The sequence below is a fragment of the Candidatus Baltobacteraceae bacterium genome, from assembly GCA_036488875.1.
Taxonomy (GTDB): domain Bacteria; phylum Vulcanimicrobiota; class Vulcanimicrobiia; order Vulcanimicrobiales; family Vulcanimicrobiaceae; genus JAFAHZ01.
Genome location: DASXGW010000014.1, coordinates 71223 through 90256, shown reverse-complemented (window position 1 = coordinate 90256; position 19034 = coordinate 71223). Strand labels below are relative to the sequence as shown.

At 64.0% G+C, this 19034-nt stretch carries 16 protein-coding genes; 13 read left to right on the top strand and 3 right to left on the bottom strand.

What is annotated here, in order from left to right; all coding sequences use genetic code 11:
- Positions 1-1782, bottom strand: coding sequence for an HD domain-containing phosphohydrolase (locus VGG89_17235; protein HEY1978300.1), 1782 nt, complete (start codon positions 1780-1782; stop codon positions 1-3).
- 85 nt (positions 1783-1867) lie between these two features.
- On the opposite strand from VGG89_17235, the gene VGG89_17230 reads away from it, so the two are divergent.
- The 9 genes from VGG89_17230 (at position 1868) to VGG89_17190 (ending at position 10809) form a co-directional block, all read left to right on the top strand.
- Entirely contained in the window at positions 1868-2290 is a 423-nt protein-coding gene (locus VGG89_17230; protein HEY1978299.1) for a hypothetical protein, read from the top strand.
- Between the two features lie 19 nt (positions 2291-2309).
- On the top strand, positions 2310-3641 hold the full coding sequence (gene accC, locus VGG89_17225) for an acetyl-CoA carboxylase biotin carboxylase subunit (GenBank protein HEY1978298.1): 1332 nt from the start codon (positions 2310-2312) through the stop codon (positions 3639-3641).
- A 4-nt stretch (positions 3642-3645) separates the two neighbouring features.
- Positions 3646-4053 carry a transcription antitermination factor NusB gene (nusB, locus tag VGG89_17220; GenBank protein ID HEY1978297.1) on the top strand — a complete coding sequence of 136 codons (408 nt, stop codon included), beginning with the start codon at positions 3646-3648 and terminating at the stop codon, positions 4051-4053.
- A complete protein-coding gene (locus VGG89_17215) occupies positions 4040-6205 on the top strand; it encodes a PBP1A family penicillin-binding protein (GenBank protein ID HEY1978296.1) in 2166 nt (721 codons plus the stop codon). Before nusB ends, VGG89_17215 begins: the two co-directional genes overlap by 14 nt.
- Positions 6205-7482, top strand: coding sequence for an exodeoxyribonuclease VII large subunit (xseA, locus tag VGG89_17210; GenBank protein ID HEY1978295.1), 1278 nt, complete (start codon positions 6205-6207; stop codon positions 7480-7482). Before VGG89_17215 ends, xseA begins: the two co-directional genes overlap by 1 nt.
- A complete protein-coding gene (gene xseB / locus VGG89_17205) occupies positions 7475-7711 on the top strand; it encodes an exodeoxyribonuclease VII small subunit (protein HEY1978294.1) in 237 nt (78 codons plus the stop codon). Before xseA ends, xseB begins: the two co-directional genes overlap by 8 nt.
- An 8-nt stretch (positions 7712-7719) precedes the next feature.
- Entirely contained in the window at positions 7720-8811 is a 1092-nt protein-coding gene (locus VGG89_17200; protein HEY1978293.1) for a hypothetical protein, read from the top strand.
- A gap of 94 nt (positions 8812-8905) precedes the next feature.
- Positions 8906-9943: a class I SAM-dependent methyltransferase gene (locus tag VGG89_17195; protein HEY1978292.1), complete on the top strand. Its 1038-nt coding sequence runs from the start codon at positions 8906-8908 to the stop codon at positions 9941-9943.
- Positions 9944-9978: 35 nt separating this feature from the next.
- Positions 9979-10809: an NAD(P)/FAD-dependent oxidoreductase gene (locus tag VGG89_17190; GenBank protein HEY1978291.1), complete on the top strand. Its 831-nt coding sequence runs from the start codon at positions 9979-9981 to the stop codon at positions 10807-10809.
- Here VGG89_17190 and VGG89_17185 read toward each other — a convergent pair.
- Positions 10806-12359, bottom strand: coding sequence for an acyl--CoA ligase family protein (locus tag VGG89_17185; GenBank protein ID HEY1978290.1), 1554 nt, complete (start codon positions 12357-12359; stop codon positions 10806-10808). The two genes, VGG89_17190 and VGG89_17185, sit on opposite strands and share 4 nt — an antisense overlap.
- Between VGG89_17185 and VGG89_17180 the strand changes: the two genes are divergently transcribed.
- Genes VGG89_17180 through recN form a run of 3 tightly spaced genes read left to right on the top strand, consistent with a single transcriptional unit; the run spans position 12333 to position 15724 of the window.
- The gene (locus VGG89_17180) at positions 12333-13166 is read left to right on the top strand and encodes a TlyA family RNA methyltransferase (GenBank protein HEY1978289.1); all 834 of its coding nucleotides are present in this window, start codon (positions 12333-12335) and stop codon (positions 13164-13166) included. The genes VGG89_17185 and VGG89_17180 overlap by 27 nt on opposite strands.
- Positions 13163-14038: an NAD(+)/NADH kinase gene (locus VGG89_17175; protein HEY1978288.1), complete on the top strand. Its 876-nt coding sequence runs from the start codon at positions 13163-13165 to the stop codon at positions 14036-14038. The genes VGG89_17180 and VGG89_17175 overlap by 4 nt, the downstream gene beginning before the upstream one ends.
- A 12-nt stretch (positions 14039-14050) precedes the next feature.
- Complete coding sequence (recN, locus tag VGG89_17170) at positions 14051-15724, top strand: DNA repair protein RecN (protein HEY1978287.1); 1674 nt, start codon at positions 14051-14053, stop codon at positions 15722-15724.
- A gap of 171 nt (positions 15725-15895) precedes the next feature.
- On the opposite strand, the gene pyk is transcribed toward recN, so the two are convergent.
- Positions 15896-17329 carry a pyruvate kinase gene (gene pyk / locus VGG89_17165; protein HEY1978286.1) on the bottom strand — a complete coding sequence of 478 codons (1434 nt, stop codon included), beginning with the start codon at positions 17327-17329 and terminating at the stop codon, positions 15896-15898.
- A gap of 68 nt (positions 17330-17397) precedes the next feature.
- Here pyk and VGG89_17160 point away from each other — a divergent pair, with 68 nt between their 5' ends.
- Positions 17398-18708, top strand: coding sequence for a hypothetical protein (locus tag VGG89_17160; GenBank protein HEY1978285.1), 1311 nt, complete (start codon positions 17398-17400; stop codon positions 18706-18708).
- Positions 18709-19034 lie beyond the last annotated feature (326 nt).

Below are 19034 nucleotides of genomic sequence, written 5' to 3'. Positions count from 1 at the left end.
TCAACTGGCCTTTTGCGCTGCGGTCAGGTCGAAGAGCCGCTCGTTGATGAAGACGTCGAGGAGCAGACCGTCGATCTTGCCGCGATCCACGAACTCTTTGCGCAGAATGTCGAGCGCGCGATCGGTCGGCATGCCTTTCTTGTAGGGGCGATCGGCCGCGGTCAGCGCGTCGTACACGTCGCTGATCGTCATCATGCGCACCTGCGGCAAGATTTGATCGCCCGCGAGTTTGCGCGGGTAGCCGGTACCGTCGAGATGCTCGTGGTGGCCGTACGCCAGCTCGGCGACGCCGCGCCATGGCGTTTCTTGCCACGGGATCTCGCGCAAGAACAGAAACGATTGCGTGACGTGCTCCTGCATGCGGTCGCGCTCTTCGTCGGACAGCGATCCACGCGGGATCGTCAGATACTCGTACTCGGCGGGGTCGAGCAGCGCCCGCGGCTCGGTGACGTCTTGATAGCGCCGAGCGAGTGCGTCGAGCAGTGCTTCGTCGCCGCGATTGCCGACGACGTTGGGCTCGTTGGCGGCTTCGAGCTTGGCCAACAGCCCGCGCAACGCTTCCTTGTCGATGTCGTTGCCGGCTTGCTCGATGGCTAGAAGAAAGCGCAAGCGAATGGTGTCGAGCCGCCCGTCGGGCAACTTCTTCGACTTGCCGAAGATGTATTCGGGAACGGCGACCTTGCCGAAATCGTGCAGCAGCGACGCATACCGAATCTCGAGGATCTGATCCGGCGAGAAACGCAGCTCGCGCAACGGACCGGCATCGATGCGGTTGATCGTTTCGGCTTGGGCGACCGTGAGCGCCGCAACGCGTTCCGAGTGACCTTGCGTGGATTTGTCGCGGACTTCGATCGCCTTGACCGACGCATGCACGAAGCGTTCGAACAGATTCTGAATGGCATCGACCAAGCGCGCGTTTTCCATCGCGACGGCCGCTTGCGAAGCCAGCGCCGATAATACGTTCTCTTCGTGGTCGTCAAACGGCGTAACCACGTCTTCGGTATGTTGCGGCGATTCGAGGACCAAACCAAAAAACGGTTTGTGATTGATGAGTTGAATCGCGCCGATCGTCTCGCCGCTCATGTTGCGCATCGGCACGCAGAGAATCGACTTCGTCCGATAGTTGTTCGAATCGTCAAAACCCCGGTTGAAACGATAAGGCGCGTCTTCGGGCAGTGCGTAAGCGTCGGCGATGCGCGCGACGTTGCCCGTTACTGCGACGTAACCCGCAATCGACGTGGTCGACAGCGGAAGCAGCGCGTTAATAAGCACACCCTCGTCTTTGGGACCGGTCTGCGCGACGGCAAAACGCAACTGCCGCTCGCCATCGCGTTCTTCGATGACGTACAGGCTGCCGGCGTCGGCGTTGGTGAGTTGGCGCGCCTTGTGGACGATGAGCCGCTGCAGCGCGGGTAAGTCGCGCTCGGACGACAGCGCGCGCGCGATCGTGAGCAGCTCGTCGCTTTCGTAGGCCATGCGCTGGTAGGCGCGCATCGTTTCGACGCGCCCGGCGGTGCGCAGCGCGACGATGAGTGACGACCGCGAGACCGGCGGGTGCAGCACCGCGGCCGTTTCGGGATCGTCGAGCAGCCACGCGAGCGAAGGATCGTTTTCGGGAACGATGACGACCGCCGTTGCGGGCGGTGCGCCGATAGACTCGAGCCCGCCGCGCGCTTGGAGTCGTTCGAAATCGACCTCCAATACCGAGACGCCAGCTTTATTTAGCAGGACGGCTAGGTCGCCGAGGTCGGTCTCCTTGTTGTGAAGGAGCAAAGTGGCCACAAGCAGGTTTTCGGCAGAAGGGCCGCTTCGTCCCAGAACACCCGATGCGAGGTCCGGCGCCCGCCGCCGCGAACGGGGGAAGCTCATGCCCAACGACGCGGATGCTCTCTCCGACCGGGTTCGCCGTCTGGCCGAGTTTCTCGCCGCCTCGGACGCGGTCCGCGTGCGGGTCGAGCGCGGCGATGAAGATATCGAAGTCGCGCGGTACCGGAAGACCGGCGTACCGGTGGGCGCCGTGGCCTCCAGCGACGGTGCCGTCGCCCCGGAGCCGCCCCCGCTACGCGTCGATGCGATCAAGGCCGATCTCGTCGGCATCTTCCGTTTGAGTCGTCCCACGCCGCTCGAAGGCGAACTGCTCGACGGCGACCGCGAACTGGCCTTCGTCGAGGCGTTGGGGATGCGCAATCCGGTGCGAAGTCTGGGCGGTGGCCGGATCGTGTCGGTCGCGGCCGAAGACGGCGCGGCGGTCGACTACGGTCAACCGCTGTTTCTCGTCGATCGAGGATAAATCGATTTTTCGGAAAGTTTTGATCGCCAATCGCGGCGAGATCGCACTGCGCATCAATCGTGCCTGCCAAGAGTTGGGCGTACCGACGGTGGCCATCTTCTCGGAAGCCGACCGCGAGTCGCTGCACGTTCGCCAGGCCGACGAAGCGTTTTGCGTCGGCCCCGGTCCGGTACCCCGTTCGTATCTCAACATTCCCAATATCATCTCGACGGCGCTGATCACGCGCTGCGACGCCATTCATCCCGGTTACGGATTTCTTGCCGAGAACGCGCGCTTTGCCGAGATCTGCGCCGATCACGGCCTCACGTTCATCGGACCCAAACCGTCGGTGATCGCGGCCATGGGTGACAAGGCGACCGCCAAGCGCATCATGCACGAAGCGGGTGTCTCCACGACACCCGGCACCGGAATTCTCGCCAACGCCAAAGAGGCGCGTAAACACGCGGAGTCGTTCGGGTATCCCGTGCTACTCAAAGCAACGGCCGGGGGCGGCGGCAAGGGCATGCGCGTGGTCGAGCGTCCCGAAGAGCTCGAGCGCGCGTTCGCGAGCGCCACGGCCGAGGCCGAAGCGAGCTTCAAAGACGGCCGCGTGTATATGGAAAAGCTCATCCTCAATCCGCGCCACATCGAGGTGCAAGTCCTCGGCGACGAAAGCGGAAACATCGTTCACCTCGGTGAGCGCGACTGCTCGATGCAAAAGCCGTCGCATCAAAAACTCGTCGAAGAAGCGCCGGCACCCAACCTCGGCGATGCGATGCGCTCCAAACTGCACGATATGGCCGTCCGCGCCTGCCGGTATTCGAAATACACCAACGCCGGAACGCTCGAGTTCCTCGCTAGCGGCAACGACGTGTATTTTATGGAAATGAACACGCGCATTCAAGTCGAGCATCCGGTCACGGAGATGGTATACGGCATCGACTTGGTCAAAGAGCAGATTCGCATCGCTGCCGGCGAGCTGCTCGGCTACGAGCAGCGCGATTTGGTCGCGCGCGGCCACGCGATCGAATGTCGCGTCAACGCCGAAGATCCGCGCAACGGCTTCGCCCCGCAAGCCGGCAGCGTTTCAAAGGTCGTTTTCCCCGGAGGTCCCGGCATTCGGGTCGATACCCACGTCCACTCCGGCTCGACGATTCCGCCGTACTACGATTCGATGATCGCCAAGATCGTCGCCTACGGCGAGACGCGCGACGCGGCGATCGCGCGCATGGAGCGCGCTCTGCGCGAGACGGTCATCGAAGGCGTCAACACGACGGTCGAGTTTTGTCGCGAGGTGCTCGCGACCGCGGAGTTTCGCTCGGGGCGGTACGACGTCGGGTCGCTCCCGGCGATGCTCGGAGCGAAAGTTTAGCGCCATGGCTTCACGGCGTCTCGGACGAGAACAAGCGCTACAGGTTCTCTATTCGGTCTCGGTCGGTGGACGGGAACCCGGTGAAGCGCTCGACGAGGTCGTCAGCTCCGAGGCCGATTCGGGACACCGCACGTTCGTGCGCGACTTGGTCCTCGGGACGCTCGAGTTCTCGACAAGTGCCGACGACATCGTCGGGCCGTTGCTCGAGGGGTGGACGATCGAACGCTTACCGACGATCGACCGTTTACTGTTGCAAATGGGTACTTTCGAGTTGCGTTGCCGGCCGGAATCGCCGCCGGCGGTAGCGATCAACGAGGCCGTGGAACTGGCCAAGCGGTTCTCGACCGAAGATTCGGGAAGGTTCGTCAACGGCGTCCTCAACGCCGTCGCCAAGGCAGATGCGAAGACCTAAGAAACGCAAGCAGATCTCCAAGGTGTGGCGCGGCATTTTCGTCGCGCTTTTGATGTTGGTGCTGTTCTGCGCGGGAACCGTCGCGGGCATTGTGGCGGCCTACGCGCGCAACCTGCCCGACATTAGCCGCATGGCCGACTACCAGCCCGCCAGTTCGACGCGGATCTTCGCGCGCGACGGGTCGCTCTTGGCGTCGGTCTACAAAGAAAATCGCGTCTGGGTGCCGATCTCGCGCATTCCGCCGATCGTTCGCGAAGCGTTCATTGCCAACGAGGACCACAACTTTTACTATCATCACGGCGTCGATTTCGGCGGCATCATGCGCGCCGCCGTGGCCGACTTCACGCACCAACAGTTTCAAGGCGCGTCCACGATCACGCAGCAGCTAGCTCGTCGTCTCTTCCTGACCGACGAAGTCTCGATCTCGCGGAAGATCCAAGAGGCGCTGCTGGCCATCGAAATCGAGCGCTTTTACACCAAGGATGAAATCCTCGAGCGTTATCTCAACATCATCTATTTAGGCGCCGGAGCGTACGGCGTCGACGCCGCCGCTCACACGTACTTCGGCCGCAGCGTCGACAAGCTGACCCTGGCGCAGGCGGCGATGCTCGCGGGCGTCGTGGCGGCGCCTTCGGATTACTCGCCGTTTGCGAATCTCGATTTAGCGCGCGACCGCCAGCGGCACGTGCTCGATCGCATGGTGGAAAGCGGATACGTCTCGCAGGCCGAGTCCGATGCCGCGTACGACGGCCCGCTGGGATTGATCGCACAACGGCCGCCCGGCTTGCAAGGATATCGTTATCCGTACTTCACGACGTACGCGATCGCGCAGCTGCAGCATCTTTTCGGCAACGATGCCGTTGAAGAAGGCGGCCTGCAAGTCTACACGACCGTCGATCCAAAGATGCAGCAGGCGGCGCAAGATGCCATCGACTGGGGCGTCCAAAGTGCGATCTCCGAGGGCATCAACGCGCATCAGGCGGCGCTGGTCGCGCTGCGCCCTTCGACGGGCGAGATCCTTGCGATGGTCGGCGGAACCGGCTTTTCGTTAAAGAATCAGTTCAATCGCGCGTGGCAGGCGCATCGTCAGCCCGGATCGTCGTTCAAGCTCTACGTCTACACCGCCGCCGTCGACACGGGAATGCCGGCCAACACTCTCATCGGCGATACGCCCGTGAGTTATCCGATGGGCGACGGCACGCTGTGGTCTCCCCAGGACGACGACTTCCGGTATCTCGGGCAGATCACGATGCGTGAAGCGCTGGCCCTTTCGCGCAACGTCGTTGCGGTGAAGGTCGCCGATCGCATCGGGCTCGACAAAGTCATCGATTACGCGCATCGGATGGGCATCCAGTCGCCGCTCGAGGCCAATCTCTCGCTCGCGCTCGGCTCGGGCGTGGTGACGCCGCTCGAACACGCCAGCGGCTACTCCACGATTGCCAATCAAGGATTGCACGTCGATCCGACGCCGTTCCGCATCGTCAAGGACTCGTTCGGCAGTACCGTGCTCGACGATCAGTACCCGCAGTCGGTCGACGTCGTGAGCTCGGGCACGGCGTACGTCATTACGACGATGCTCGAAGACGTGATCAATCACGGCACCGGTTATCCCAACGCGATCATCGGACGCCCGGCCGCCGGGAAAACCGGAACGACGTCGGACTTCCGCGACGCGTGGTTCGTCGGCTTTACGCCCGACTTGGTGACGGCGGTGTGGCTGGGCAACGACGACTACACGCGCATGTACGAATCGTACGGCGGAAACATTCCCGCGCGTATCTGGGCGCGGTTCATGAAAGCGGCGCTAAAGGGAACCAAGCCGCGCGATTTCGTCATGCCCGACGACGTCGTGCGCATGGCCGGATGCGGGCGCGGAACCGAGTATTACGTCAAAGGCACGGAGCCGCAGGGGCCCTGCGGATCGACCCTGACCAACTACGCGGTCGAGGATCAGACGCCGTCGCTGCCCAGTGCGGGGCAGCCGACGCTTCCGCCGGAGGAGACGCCGGTGCCGACGAGCAGTGCGGCCGATCCAAACGCGGCGACGGTCGATTCGCCGCAACCGTCGCCGGGAGACTCGCCGGCGGGCTCGGCCGAACCGGTGCCGCCGGTCGCGACCGCGGCGCCAACCTCGCCGATCAATCCGCCGTAATGAACGAAGCGCCGGCGATTCTCCAACTCACGGTCTCGCAGTTTTCGGATCGTCTTCGGCGTTTGGTCGAGCAGAAAGTACCGGCGTTACGCCGCATTGCCGTCGTCGGTGAAATTTCGGATTGGAAGCCGCAAAACAACGGCAACGTGTATTTCAGCCTCAAAGACGATCGCGCCGTGCTGCGGTGCTTTGCGTTTGCCGGTGAAGCGAAGACGTTCCCCGCGGTAAGCGACGGCATCGCGGTGGTGGCGACGGGACCGGTCGGCATTTGGGAGCGGCGCAGCGAGTATCAGCTGCGCGTCATGGAACTCGCGCCGTTCGGTGTCGGCGCTTTAGCCGCCAAGGTGGAAGCGCTGCGTAAGAAGCTGCAAGTTGAGGGATTGTTCGACGAGTCGCGCAAGCGCGCGTTTCCGCGATTTCCGCACCGCGTCGCATTGGTGTCGGCGCGCGGCAAGGGCGCCGCCGATTTCGAAACGACCTTGCGCGAGAAGGCGCCGAACGTCGTCGTGACGTTCGTCGAAACGCGCGTACAGGGCGAAGGTGCGGAAATCGACATCGCCGATGCGATCGATCGCGCTGCTCGCGAACGCGTCGACGCGATCGTGCTGCTTCGCGGCGGCGGTTCGTACGAAGATCGTTATCCGTTCAACACCGAACCGGTCGTGCGCGCGATCGTTCGTTCGCGTTATCCGGTCGTTACGGCGATCGGGCACACCGGCGACCGGCATCTCGCCGACGAAGCGGCAGACGCGGTCTTCAAAACGCCGACGGCTGCAGCGGAGTACATTGCCGGATCGTGGTCGGAAGTGACGCGGCGCCTGGTGGATCAACGCGGTCGATTGACCCGCGCCGTGTCGTCGATCATCACGCGCGCCGCGCAACGCGGTGACGTTGCCGCCGACTCCCTGGTGCGCGCTTGGGAGCGTTGGCGCGTCAAGCGCAGCGATCGCCTCAACGTTCTCGCGCGCAAACTCCTGGCGCAAAATCCATCGAACCGTGTTCAGCGCCGCGTGACGCAACTCGCGGTCGGCCGAGAACGTCTCGCACGCGCGAGCGACCGATACTTCTCCGATCGCGCGCGAATGCTCGAGCGCGCACAAGCACGCCTTGCCGGAAACGATCCGCTGCAGCCGTTGGAACGCGGATACGCGATCGTTTCGAAGGGTGGGCGCGCTTTGCGCGACGCGCGCGAGACCGCGCCCGGCGACGAGATCGAAGCCCGGCTCTTCGTGGGGAGCCTCACGGCCCGAGTCGAAAAGGTGAACGACGATGCCTGACCGCGTACCCAAGACCTTCGAAGAGAAGATGGATCGTATCGACGCAATCGTCAAAGAGCTCGAGGCGGGCGCCGACCTCGACCGGGCGATCGCGTTGTTCAAGGAGGGGCGTGCGCTTGCGCGCGAGTGCGAAGTACTTCTCAAGAACGCGCAGGAACAGATCGAACAAGCAACGTCCGAAACGTCGCATCCCGCCGGAAAAGACGCCGGAGATCAAATCCCATTCTGAAGACGCTGGTGTTCGCTTTGGTTCAGGCGCTTTCACTGCCCGCCCAGGGTACGATTCTGGGCATCGACAAAATCGACAGCGATCGCGTCCCGATCAGTATCGGTCGTGACGTCATTGCGGCGGACGTCACGTTTGGGGTTCCGGACTACGGCACGTTACGAATCTGGCGAAACGGCGCGGCGGTCGCGCTGCCCGAGCAACCCCCCAGTGCGAGAAGCGAACACGCCTTCCTGGCGCTCGGGGTGGTGTCGCCCGCCGGCGTGCCGTTCGTCGACCTCGTGCAACCGGTCGACGGTGCGGATATTGGTATCGATTACGATGCGTTCCGGCTCGCAGGCGCGGCCTGGAAGCGCGTTGACTTAAAAAAATGTCGTCCGAATGAGGGATACGCGGGGCATATTTTGCGGATCGAACCGTCAGGTGCGCTCGACGTAAGCTACGAGCATTCGAGCCACGTATTTTTCGATGAGGTGGGGACGAGTGAGTACGCTCCGGAGGCAACGCGCATCGTTGGTTCGAGATGCGACCACCTTGGCACGTTTAACTTGCGCGCGGTTGCGGGCGCTTACGCGGTGGGATATCGAGGGTATTTGCACGGCGGGATAGTTCCGATCGGCATCGATACCGCGCAGCAGACGTTCAAGGCCGTTTCAAGTCATGACGGACGCGTGCGCGAGCTTGGAGTGGGAGAGGCGTTCGACGTCGCACCCGATGGATTTACCGTTGGAAGTGATGCGCCGCCGTTCGACCAATCATTTGGGATCGGTAACGTGATGTATCGTTGCTGCACGCCCCATCCGGTCGCCTGGACGGCTGCGGGCGAGGAACTTCACTTAGCACCAAAAGGTGTCAGAGGCGTAGCGTACTCGACGGATGCGTCTCACCGCATCGCCGGCTCGATCATTGACCGCGACGGCCGGCATTACGCGTTCCTCTGGGATCACAACCGCCTGCGCTTATTGGATCAGCTAACGCCCACGCCCGGCTGGCACTTCGAAGCCGCCTATGGCTTTACGCAGGACGGTGCCGTCGTGGGTGTCGGAACGAAAGACGGAGTCGCGACCGCATTTATCGACTCGTTAACGACACGGGTGCGATAGTTTCGCTCGCGCCTCCGCGGTTGAAAGAGACTTGGAGCGGGTACTGCGCGAAGCATCCAAAGTTCGCCGCTACTCACTCGAACGAGGAGAAATCATGAGCGCCACCGCTTCACCTTCCGATGCCACCGGTCAAGCCCCATCGCCGGCGGCGATTATCGATACGGCATTTGCGTATCAGCGTACGTTCGCGCTGAAGGCCGCGGTCGAGTGCGACGTCTTCACGGCAATCGCCCAGGGGCACGCTACCGTGCCGGAGATTGCCAAGGCGCGCGACATTTCAGAGCGCGGCGCGCGAATTCTCTGCGACTTCCTGACGACGCTCGGACTACTGACGAAGACCGCTTCGGCGTACGCGCTGTCGCCCGATGCTGCGATGTTCTTGGACCGGCAGTCGCCGGCGTTCCTGGGTTCGGCCTTAGAGTTTCTTGCCGCACCGAAATCGATCGAGCTGATGCAGGCGGCCGTCGAGGCCGTTCGTGCGGGCACGACGTCCGACGTCGCTACTATGGCGCCGGAGCACGACCTGTGGCCGCTATTCGCGCGCGCTATGGCATCGTTCATGGCGTTTCCGGCCATGCTGACCGCGCAAGTCGTTAGCGTTGACCCGAACGCCGAAGCCAAAGTCCTCGACATCGCAGCCGGTCACGGCGAGTTCGGGTTTGCCGTCGGGCGCCGGTTTCCCAAAGCGCGCATCGTCGCGCTGGACTGGGAGCCGGTTCTTGCCGTTGCGCGCGAGCGCGCAAAGGAGGCTGGTTTGCAAGATCGATTTGAGGAGTTGCCGGGCGACGCGTTCGACGTCGCATTCGGCAACGACTACGACGTCGTGCTCATTCCGAACTTTCTGCATCACTTCAACGAAGAGACCAACGTCAAGCTGCTGCGCAAGGTGGCGGGGGCGCTGAAACCGGGCGGTCAAGTCGTGATCGTCGAGTTCGTGCCCAACGACGATCGGGTTACGCCTCCGATGGCGGCGCGTTTTGCGTTTACGATGCTCGCGAACACGCAAGCCGGCGACGCGTACACGCGAACCGAACTCGAGCGCATGCTCGCCGCCGCCGGCTTCGGCGACGTCGAAGATCGGCCGCTCTTGCCGACTCCCGTCACCGCAATCGCCGCACGCAAGAAAGGTTAGCGTTAGGCGGCGCTCGCGTCGGGGCAAAGAGCGCCATGGAATACGAAGTCATCGTTGTCGGCGGCGGCGCGGCGGGTTTGAGCGCCGCGCTTATTCTTGGCCGGTCACGGCGTCATGTGCTCGTTTGCGACGAAGGCCGACCGCGCAACGTACTGGCGCGCGAGGTTCACGGTTTTCTCTCGCGCGAAGGAATCGATCCCCGCGAACTGCTTCGCATCGCGCGGGAGCAAATTGCCGTCTACCCCACCGTGACCTTTGCCGATGCCTACATCTCCGACGCACGCGAGGAGGAGCGGGGCTTCGTACTAACGGACGCCTCCGGAGCGATCTACCGCACGAAAAAGCTGCTGTTGGCTACCGGAATGTATGACGAGTTACCGGATATCGAGGGATTGACGCAGCTTTGGGGCTATAAGGCGTTCGTCTGTCCCTATTGCGACGCGTGGGAGTACAGAGGTAAATCACTTGCCGTCATCGGGAAAGGTGCTCGCGCCGAAGAACTCGCGGCCGAGCTGCGGCAATGGAGTCAGGATGTTTGCGTGTGCGAGCAGGACTCCGTTACGCACATCGAGGAGGGCGGTTGCCCGGAAGTCGTGCTTCGCGACGGATCGCGCAGGCAGTGCGATGCGATTTTCCTTACGGCACCCCTGCGTCTACGCTATCCGCTCGTTGACGCACTCGGTTTGCAGGTTCGCGACGACGGCGCAATTGCAATCGACGATTGTGGCCGCACGAGCGTGCACGGCTGCTACGCCGCAGGCGATGCCGTCACGACAGCCCATCAACTCGTGTTGGCAGCCGCCAGCGGAGCTAGCGCGGCAATGGCCATTAATGAAGACCTGCTCGAAGATCGCGCCGCCGACTAGTTAACCTTTTTTTCGCGGCCGGCCCATTCGCGGTCGCGTAAGACGAACTTCTGAATCTTTCCGGTCGACGTCTTCGGAAGGTCGCAGAACTCGACCGCTTTGGGCGTTTTGAATCCCGGCAGCCGCTCGCGGCAGAAGGCGATGATGTCGTCCTCCGTTGCTGCCGCGCCGGGTTTGAGCGACACGAACGCTTTGGGAACCTCACCCCACTTTTCGTCGGGCTTGGCCACGACCGCACATTCCAGCACGGCCGGATGCTCCATGATCGTCTTCTCGACTTGAATCGTCGAGATGTTCTCACCGCCGCTGATGATGATATCTTTCGCGCGGTCGCGAATCTCGATGTAACCGTCGGGATGCATCACCGCAACGTCGCCGGAGTGAAAGTAGCCGCCGGCAAACGCCTTCGCGGTCCCCTCGGGATCGTTATAGTAGCCTTTCATCACGTTGTTGCCGCGCATGACGATCTCGCCTTGCGTCGCGCCGTCGGCGGGCACGTCGTTCATCGCTTCGTCGACGACTCGCAGATCGTCGACGCCGACGGTAAAGAACGGAACGCCCTGGCGCGACTTGAGCTTTGCGCGCGCCTGCGGCTCGTGCGCGTCCCAGTCGGTTTTCCAAGCGCAGACGGTGAACGGGCCGTACGTTTCGGTCAGGCCATAGACGTGCGTTACGGTCGCGCCCAGTTCTTCCATCTGCAGGATGGTGTGCGGCGAAGGCGGTGCGCCCGCGGTGGTGACGTGCAGCGGCCGTTCGAACGGTTTTGCCTCGGGATGATTCGCAATCCCGACCAGCACCGTCGGCGCGGCACAGAGGTGCGTGACGCGCTCTTTCGCGATCAGTTCGAGAACGCGCCCGTAGTCGATCTTGCGCAAACAGACGTTGGTGGCGCCGGCCGCCGTCACCGCCCACGTGAAGCACCAGCCGTTGCAATGAAACATCGGAACCGTCCAAAGATAGACGCTCTCCGGACGCAGGCCGGCGTGAAAGACTTCGGCGATGGCGTTGAGGTACGCACCGCGATAGCTGAACATGACGCCTTTAGGGCGCCCGGTCGTGCCGCTGGTGTAGTTGATCGCGATGGTGGCGTCTTCGTCGGAAAGATTCGGCACCACCGGATCGTTGGGCGTTGCGGCTAGCTCGCGCTCGAAATCCCCGAAGCTCGTCAATCGCGCGCTCCCGTGGTACCGTGCTAAGAGCACTTCGAGCTCGGCGTCGTACAACACGAACGATGCGCCGCAATGCTCCAAAATGTACGCGATCTCGCCGGGCATCAAGCGAATGTTCAGCGTGCACAGAACGCCGCCGGCGAGCGGAACCGCAAAATGCGCTTCGAGCATCTGCGAAACGTTGGGCGCCAATACGGCTACGCGATCGCCGGATTTGAGGCCCATCTGCTGCAATATCCGCGCGAAGCGATAGACGCGATCGAGCATCTCGGGATACGTGCGGCGTACCTCGCCGTCGACGACGGCCGTTTTTTCGCGATACACGTGCGCGCTCCGGATCAGGAAGTCGATCGGATGGAGCGGTTTGAGGTGCACCGGCATAGAACCGTGATTTCGATGAGCAAACGCTCGATCCGCCTGGATAGTGCCGTAGCCGAACGCGCCGGCATTTCGCGGTCGCAAGCGCGCAGTCTCATCATGGAAGGCCGCGTGCGCGTCAACGGGTCGGTCGCGACCAAGGCGGGACAAAACGTCAGAGCGGAGTCCGCAATCGAAGTCGAAACTCCCCGCCGGTTCGTTAGTCGCGGCGGCGAGAAGCTCGAGCATGCGCTCGATGCGTTCGGTTTGGCCGTCGGCGGCGGGCGCGCGCTGGACGTCGGCGCGTCGACGGGCGGGTTCACCGACTGCTTACTGCAGCGCGGCGCGGCGCACGTGACCGCCGTCGACGTGGGATACGGTCAGCTCGATTGGCGACTGCGTAACGACCCGCGCGTGACGGTGATGGAGCGCACGAACTTCCGGCTGCTCCCCGACGACGCGTTTCCCGACGGGTTCGACGTCATCGTGGTCGACGCGTCGTTTATCTCGTCGGCGACGATCGTGGCTCGTGCCGAGCGGTATCTTCGGCCCTCGGGGTCGATCGTCGTCTTGGTGAAACCGCAGTTCGAGGCGGGCCGGGAACGCTTGGGTTCGGGGGGTGTCGTGCGCGATGGCGAGGTACACCGCGCGATTCTGCGCGAGGTCCGCGGTGCGTTCGAGGCGCTCGGATTAGGCGTAAAAGCACTCACCGGATCGCCGCTGTACGGGCCGGCCGGCAACCGAGAGTTTCTGGCCGAGCTCCGTCGCGGCGCCGATTCGATCGACGACGCACGAATCGACGCGGTCCTTGACGAACTACCGGCTCGATGACTGCAACGCTCGCCATCGCTAGGAAAACCATCGCGCTCTACGTGGACGTGGAACGCGAATCGGCACGCTCGATCGCGGCACGCGTTGCCGCCGAGTTTCGATCGCAAGGGTTCGGGGTGACGCTCTGCCTCGGCCAGCGCGACGTGCTGAAGATCGACAGCGATGGAACGCCTCCCGAAGAGTCGGCGCTGCTGATCACCGTCGGCGGCGACGGCACGCTGCTGCGTGCGGCGCGGATCGCCATCGAGGGCGACGTTCCGCTCCTGGGCATCAACACGGGGCGCCTTGGATTTTTGACGGAGATCGACCAGGACGATCTCGATGTGGCCGAACTCCCCAAACTCATCGATCGCGGGCTCTACATCGACGAGCGCAGCGCCCTGGAGGCCGAGTACGAAGGCCGGCGTTTCTTCGCGCTCAACGACGTCGTCGTCCGCAAAGGCGAGTTTTCGCGGCTTGTGCCCTTCGGGCTGCGGTTCGACGATGAAGAGTTTACGCTCATCCCCGCCGACGGCATCTGCGTCGCGACGCCGACCGGATCGACGGCGTACTTCCTTTCGGCCGGAGGGTCGCTCATCGCGCCGAGCGTTGACGCGTTCGGCGTCGTACCGTTGTTGCCGCACACGCTCTTTTCGCGCCCGCTCATCGTGCCGGCGTCGTCGCGAATCGAGATTAGCTGCGATTCGGAAATTGCCAAGGCGCATTTAGAGTGCGACGGCGACGTGTTGTGCGACATCGAGCCCGGATCGTGCGTTACCGTACGGCGACATCCCAAGACCGTGCGTTTTGCACGCACCACGCCGCTGCACTTCTTCGAGCGGCTCGAAGGCAAGATGCTGTGGGGTGTTTCCATCAAAGGTCCTCGTCGGTAACGTACTCCGCTGATGCTGCGGCGACTAGAGATCGAAAACTACGGGCTAATCGCGCGCGCCGGGATCGACTTTGCTTCCGGTGCGACCATTTTTACCGGCGAAACCGGCTCGGGCAAGACGATGCTGCTGGGCGCGCTCACCTTCGTGTTGGGAGCGCGCGCGGGCGCTGACGTCGTGCGCCGCGGCGCGTCCCGCGCGGCGGTGACGCTCGCGTTCGAGCCGTCGCCCGAGCTTACGCGGCGCCTCGAAGCCGACGGTTTCGGCGTCGATCCGGGCGAGGAGTGCACCATCGCTCGCGAGATGAGCGACGGCGGTCGCTCGGCGGTGCGCGTCAACGGTCGTCCGTCGACCGCCGGCTACGCCCGCGAGCTTGCCAACGGCATCGCCGAAATCGTGGGTCAGCACGAAGCTCAACGGCTGCTTTCACCGGCCTATCATCTAGAGCTGCTCGACCGCTTTGCGGGAGCGCAAGCGCTCGAACGGCGCGAAACCGTCGCGCGGGCGTTTTCCGAGGCCGCCGAGCTTGCGCGCGCGCTCGACGCGGCCAAGCGCGACGATCGCACGGCGCAGGCGCGCTACGAAGACGCCGCGTTTGCGCTGCGCGAGATCGACGAGTCGCGAGTGCAGCCCGGCGAGGACGCGCGCCTCGAAGAGCGGCGTCACTATCTCGACAACGTCGAGCGCGTCGCTACGGCGCTGCGCGCCGCGCACGAATCGCTGGCTCATGAGGAAGCCGGCGCGATTGCCGGCTTGGGCAGCGCATCGGCGGCGCTTTCGGGCATCCGCGACGTCGGAGAAGAACTGCGCGAATCGGCGGACCGCGCGGCGGCCCTGCAGAGCGACGCGGTCGATCTGGCTGCAACCATCGCGGGCTCGCTCGAAGCGACGGAGTTCGATCCCGGCGAGCTCGAGACGATCAACGCGCGACTCGACGTGCTCGACCGGCTCAAGCGAAAATACGGCGGAACGCTCGATGCGGTGCAGGCGTACGCGCACGATGCGCGCGTCGTCGCCGACGAGTACGAAGGACGCGATCGAAGGCTCGCCGAGCTGGAGAGGCGCAATGCGGCGGCGCGTGCGGAACTTCAGGCGCGTGCGGCGGCGTTGACCGCAACGCGCAAGAAAGCGTCGAGCACGCTGGTGAAGTGCGTCGCGGGCGAGTTTGCCGATATTGCCCTCGCCTCGGGACGGTTCGACGCCGAGTTTACGACACTCGATGCCATCGGAGCCGCCGGGGGCGAACGCGTCGAGTTTCTGTTTGCGGCAAACGCCGGTGAACCGGCGCGGCCGCTGTCGCGCGTTGCTTCGGGCGGCGAGCTATCGCGCGTATTGCTGGCTCTCGTCGTCGCGCTCGCCGGCGCTCGCGGCGAAGCAAACGCGCTCGTATTCGACGAAATCGATGCCGGCATCGGCGGTGCGACCGCAACGGCCGTAGGCGCGCGGATCGGACGGCTTGCCGAAGACGGGCAAGTAGTCTGCGTCACCCATTTGGCGCAGCTCGCAACCTGGGCCGATCGTCATTACGTATTAGAAAAGAGCGAAACGAAAAACGAGACGACGATCTCGGTTCGCGAGATCGCCGCACCCTCGCAACGCGAAGAAGAACTAGCGCGCATGCTGTCCGGCGAAACACACGACGCCGCCCTCCAACACGCGAGAGCCCTGCTCGCATCGCGCGCCGGCTAAGCTCGACGTAGTCCCGCAGAGCTCGGCGTAGTCCCGCTGCGACAAGGCCCGCGCCGAAATGTAGGTTTGGGGCGCCCTAGGGGAATGTCGTGCGGACCAGTACGTTCAAGCGCCCCATGGCCCGGGGGCCCCACGAAGTGGGGGGCGCGCAGCCGGAGGCGGAGCGCCTTTTCACGGGATTTGGTGGATCTTTAAGACGTTGGTGCCGCCGGCGCCGACCGGCATGCCGGTGGTAAACGCGATGGAGTCGCCGGAGTTCACCAGACCCGCCTGTACCATTTGGCGTTCGGTCATGTAGAGCAGCACGTCGATCGACGCGTAGGTGTCGATGAGCAGCGACTCCGTCCCCCACAACAGCGAGAGCCGTCGCGCGACCGCCTTGTCGGGCGTGAGCGCGATGATGCGCGCGTGCGGCCGGAATGCAGCGATGTGATGCGCGGTATTGCCGGTGGTCGTGCCCGTAACGATATACGGAATGTTCAGTTCGTCGCTGGACTGAGTAGCGGCTTCGGCGATAGACATCGCAATCGTCGGTGCCATGTTTTCGAGCCTTCGGTCGCGCAGCGCGCGATGCGGATACTCTTTCTCGACTTCACGCGCGATCTCGGCCATCATTCGCACGGTTTCCGTCGGATATTGTCCGCGCGCGGTCTCCCCCGAGAGCATGACGGCGTCGGTGCCATCGAGGATCGCGTTGGCGACGTCGGTAGCTTCCGCGCGCGTAGGACGCGGCGAACCAATCATCGATTCGAGCATCTGCGTCGCGGTAACGACCGGCTTGCTGGCGCGGTTGCACTGCGCGATCAAACGCTTTTGAATGATCGGCACCGTCTCGATCGGCACTTCGGTGCCGAGATCGCCGCGTGCTACCATGATGCCGTCGGCCGCCGCGACGATGCGATCGAGATCCGCGAGCGCTTCGTGCTTCTCGATCTTGGCAATGACCGGAACGCGTTTGCCGCGTTCGCTGATAAACGTCTTGACCCGCTCCACGTCTTCGGCCGATCGCACGAACGACACCGCGACGTAATCGACACCGTGGTCGAGACCGAATGCCAAGAATTCGAGATCGCGCGGTGTGACCGACGGGAGGTTGAGCGTGCCGTCGGGATAGCTGATGCCTTGTTTGCCGCGCAGCTCGCCGCCGAACTCGACGACGGTGGAAATCAGCGTGGCGCTCTTGTCGACGATGCGCAGCGTGATCTGTCCGTCCTGCAAGAAGAGGCGGTGCCCGATTGCCACGTCGGCGGGCAAGTCGCGGTAGCTCGTGCTGACGCGCTCGGCAGTTCCGGGCAGTTCTTCGGTAGTGACCTCAAAGCGCGCGCCGCGCTCGAGCACCACGGACCCGATTCCGTCCGCAAACGCCCCGGTGCGCACCTTGGGACCCGGCAGATCTTGCAGAACCGCCGTATGAATGCCGAGTTCGTCGGAGATTGCGCGGGCGTTCGCGATGACCTCGGCGTGCTCGTCGGGTGTGCCGTGCGAGAAGTTGAGGCGAAGCACGTTGGCACCCGAGACGAACAGCGATCGCATGATCTCCGGATCGCGCGAGGCCGGCCCGATGGTGGCGACGATTTTGGTGCGTTTTTGAAGAACCGGTTCCATTACCGAAAACTATGTCAGCATAGCGCTTGCAGGCTCCTGCGCTGCCTTAAGCGCAGTTAAGGCGTCGCATGAGTTGGGAGCGCGATCCCCGCGACCGGCGCTACCCGGAGCGTCTGGCCGCAAGCAGTCTGGTATCGCTGCTGTTGCACGCGCTCTTCGCATTGCTCTTCTTTTCCGTTCTCACGAGTTCTTCAGAAGAAGGCGCGACCGAAACGACGACGGGCGAAATCGTGACGATCGAACGGCGCGCTCCCGTTACCATTGCGAACGCTCCGGCCGCTCCGCAGCCGGCACCGCCCGTTCCGCACGCGCCGGTGATTGCGCCGATTCGTCACGCACCGCTCGTGCAGCCGCAAGCGCAGCGGTTGCCGCAGAACCGTCACGAGCTGGCGCGCGTCGCGCCGAGCGCGCCGCCCAATCCGCGTCCGATTCCGCAGCAGACGCCGCAACCCAATCCGCAACCGACGCAAAACGTCTATGAAGTGCGGCCGCAAAACGAGCAGCCCGCCGCGCCGGTGAGCGTGCCGACCGTCGCGCCGATCGCGGTTGCCATAAAGCCCCTCGCTACGGCGGCTCCGTCGCCGGCGCCGACTGCGGCGGCGACCGCGCGGGCTTCGCCGAAACCGCCGGCGCCGACGGCGTCTCCGAGCGCGCGCCCGGCGACACCAGGTCCGGCCGTGCCCAGTGCCGCCCCGACGGCGGCCGCGATCGCGGTCCACGCTAGCGCGGCTCCGACCGCGTCGCCCGGCGTGCCGAGCCCGAGTCCCACCAACGCTCCGGCGAAGGCCCAGGGGACCGCGCCGAGTCCGGGCCCCAAGGGTCAGGGTTCTCCAGGGCCGCAGGCGGGGAAGGGACCCAAGGCGCAGGCCGCGCCGGCGCGTCCGATTCGCGTGCTCCCGACGCCGACGCCGGGACCGACGCCGTCACCGAAATCCGGGCTTGGAAACCTCAACGCAAAGCTGCGCGCGCTGCTGCCCAACAATCCGGTCAATCCGACGACCAAGCAATACCGCCCGAACCTCAGCCTGCACGTCGAGCCGACGCCACCCGCCGACGTGCTGGCCAGGACGAAGTTCATCTACCGTTCCGACCGGGGAAACGAGCGCGTCGTGATGTGGGTGACCGACGCGCATCGAACCGGCGTCACCACCACCTGCACCGGCTGGCTCGTTCGGTATCCGGTGAACGCGACGCCGCAGCTTGCGGGCGCCGGGACGCTTCACCCGACGGATATCGGGCCGGCTAACGGGATGTCGATGTCGGTAGGCGGCGCCGCGGGCCGCGGTTACCTGCCGCCGGTGGTCGACGGCATCGTTACCGAGGCGTGCGAAGGCCGTCTGCTCGAGCCGTACGCTGGGTCCCCCGCTTCGTCGCCATGACCCTCCTGCATTCCCGCTTGAACTCCGACTTACGTCGCACTAGAATTCAATTGTGCCGATAACGGCATCTTCGTCAAAAACGAAGGAGGGCGGTTGGAACCGCAAGATCCACCGGGCCAGAGAGCCCGCGATAGTCGCGCCGAGTAACGGGCGCCTGCAGCGCGCCCACGGAGCCGGACGAACAACCGGCGGTGCGCAAAATCGCAAAATACGTAAAGCAGAGCGAGGGGTCGCGTCCACGTGGGGTTGCGGCCCGTCGCTATTTTCTGTATCCTTAGTGTCGGTCATTACAAGGAGCGTGGGCAGGTCCCGCGCTTCGTTGTTGT

Coding starts and splice junctions, on each gene's coding strand:
- xseB (HEY1978294.1), top strand. CDS start 7,475: ATGCCTGACCGCGTACCCAAGACCTTCGAAGAGAAGATGGATCGTATC.
- VGG89_17195 (HEY1978292.1), top strand. CDS start 8,906: ATGAGCGCCACCGCTTCACCTTCCGATGCCACCGGTCAAGCCCCATCG.
- VGG89_17160 (HEY1978285.1), top strand. CDS start 17,398: ATGAGTTGGGAGCGCGATCCCCGCGACCGGCGCTACCCGGAGCGTCTG.
- VGG89_17180 (HEY1978289.1), top strand. CDS start 12,333: ATGGAGCGGTTTGAGGTGCACCGGCATAGAACCGTGATTTCGATGAGC.
- VGG89_17185 (HEY1978290.1), bottom strand. CDS start 12,359: ATGCCGGTGCACCTCAAACCGCTCCATCCGATCGACTTCCTGATCCGG.
- xseA (HEY1978295.1), top strand. CDS start 6,205: ATGAACGAAGCGCCGGCGATTCTCCAACTCACGGTCTCGCAGTTTTCG.
- nusB (HEY1978297.1), top strand. CDS start 3,646: ATGGCTTCACGGCGTCTCGGACGAGAACAAGCGCTACAGGTTCTCTAT.
- pyk (HEY1978286.1), bottom strand. CDS start 17,329: ATGGAACCGGTTCTTCAAAAACGCACCAAAATCGTCGCCACCATCGGG.
- recN (HEY1978287.1), top strand. CDS start 14,051: ATGCTGCGGCGACTAGAGATCGAAAACTACGGGCTAATCGCGCGCGCC.
- VGG89_17215 (HEY1978296.1), top strand. CDS start 4,040: ATGCGAAGACCTAAGAAACGCAAGCAGATCTCCAAGGTGTGGCGCGGC.
- VGG89_17230 (HEY1978299.1), top strand. CDS start 1,868: ATGCCCAACGACGCGGATGCTCTCTCCGACCGGGTTCGCCGTCTGGCC.
- VGG89_17190 (HEY1978291.1), top strand. CDS start 9,979: ATGGAATACGAAGTCATCGTTGTCGGCGGCGGCGCGGCGGGTTTGAGC.
- VGG89_17175 (HEY1978288.1), top strand. CDS start 13,163: ATGACTGCAACGCTCGCCATCGCTAGGAAAACCATCGCGCTCTACGTG.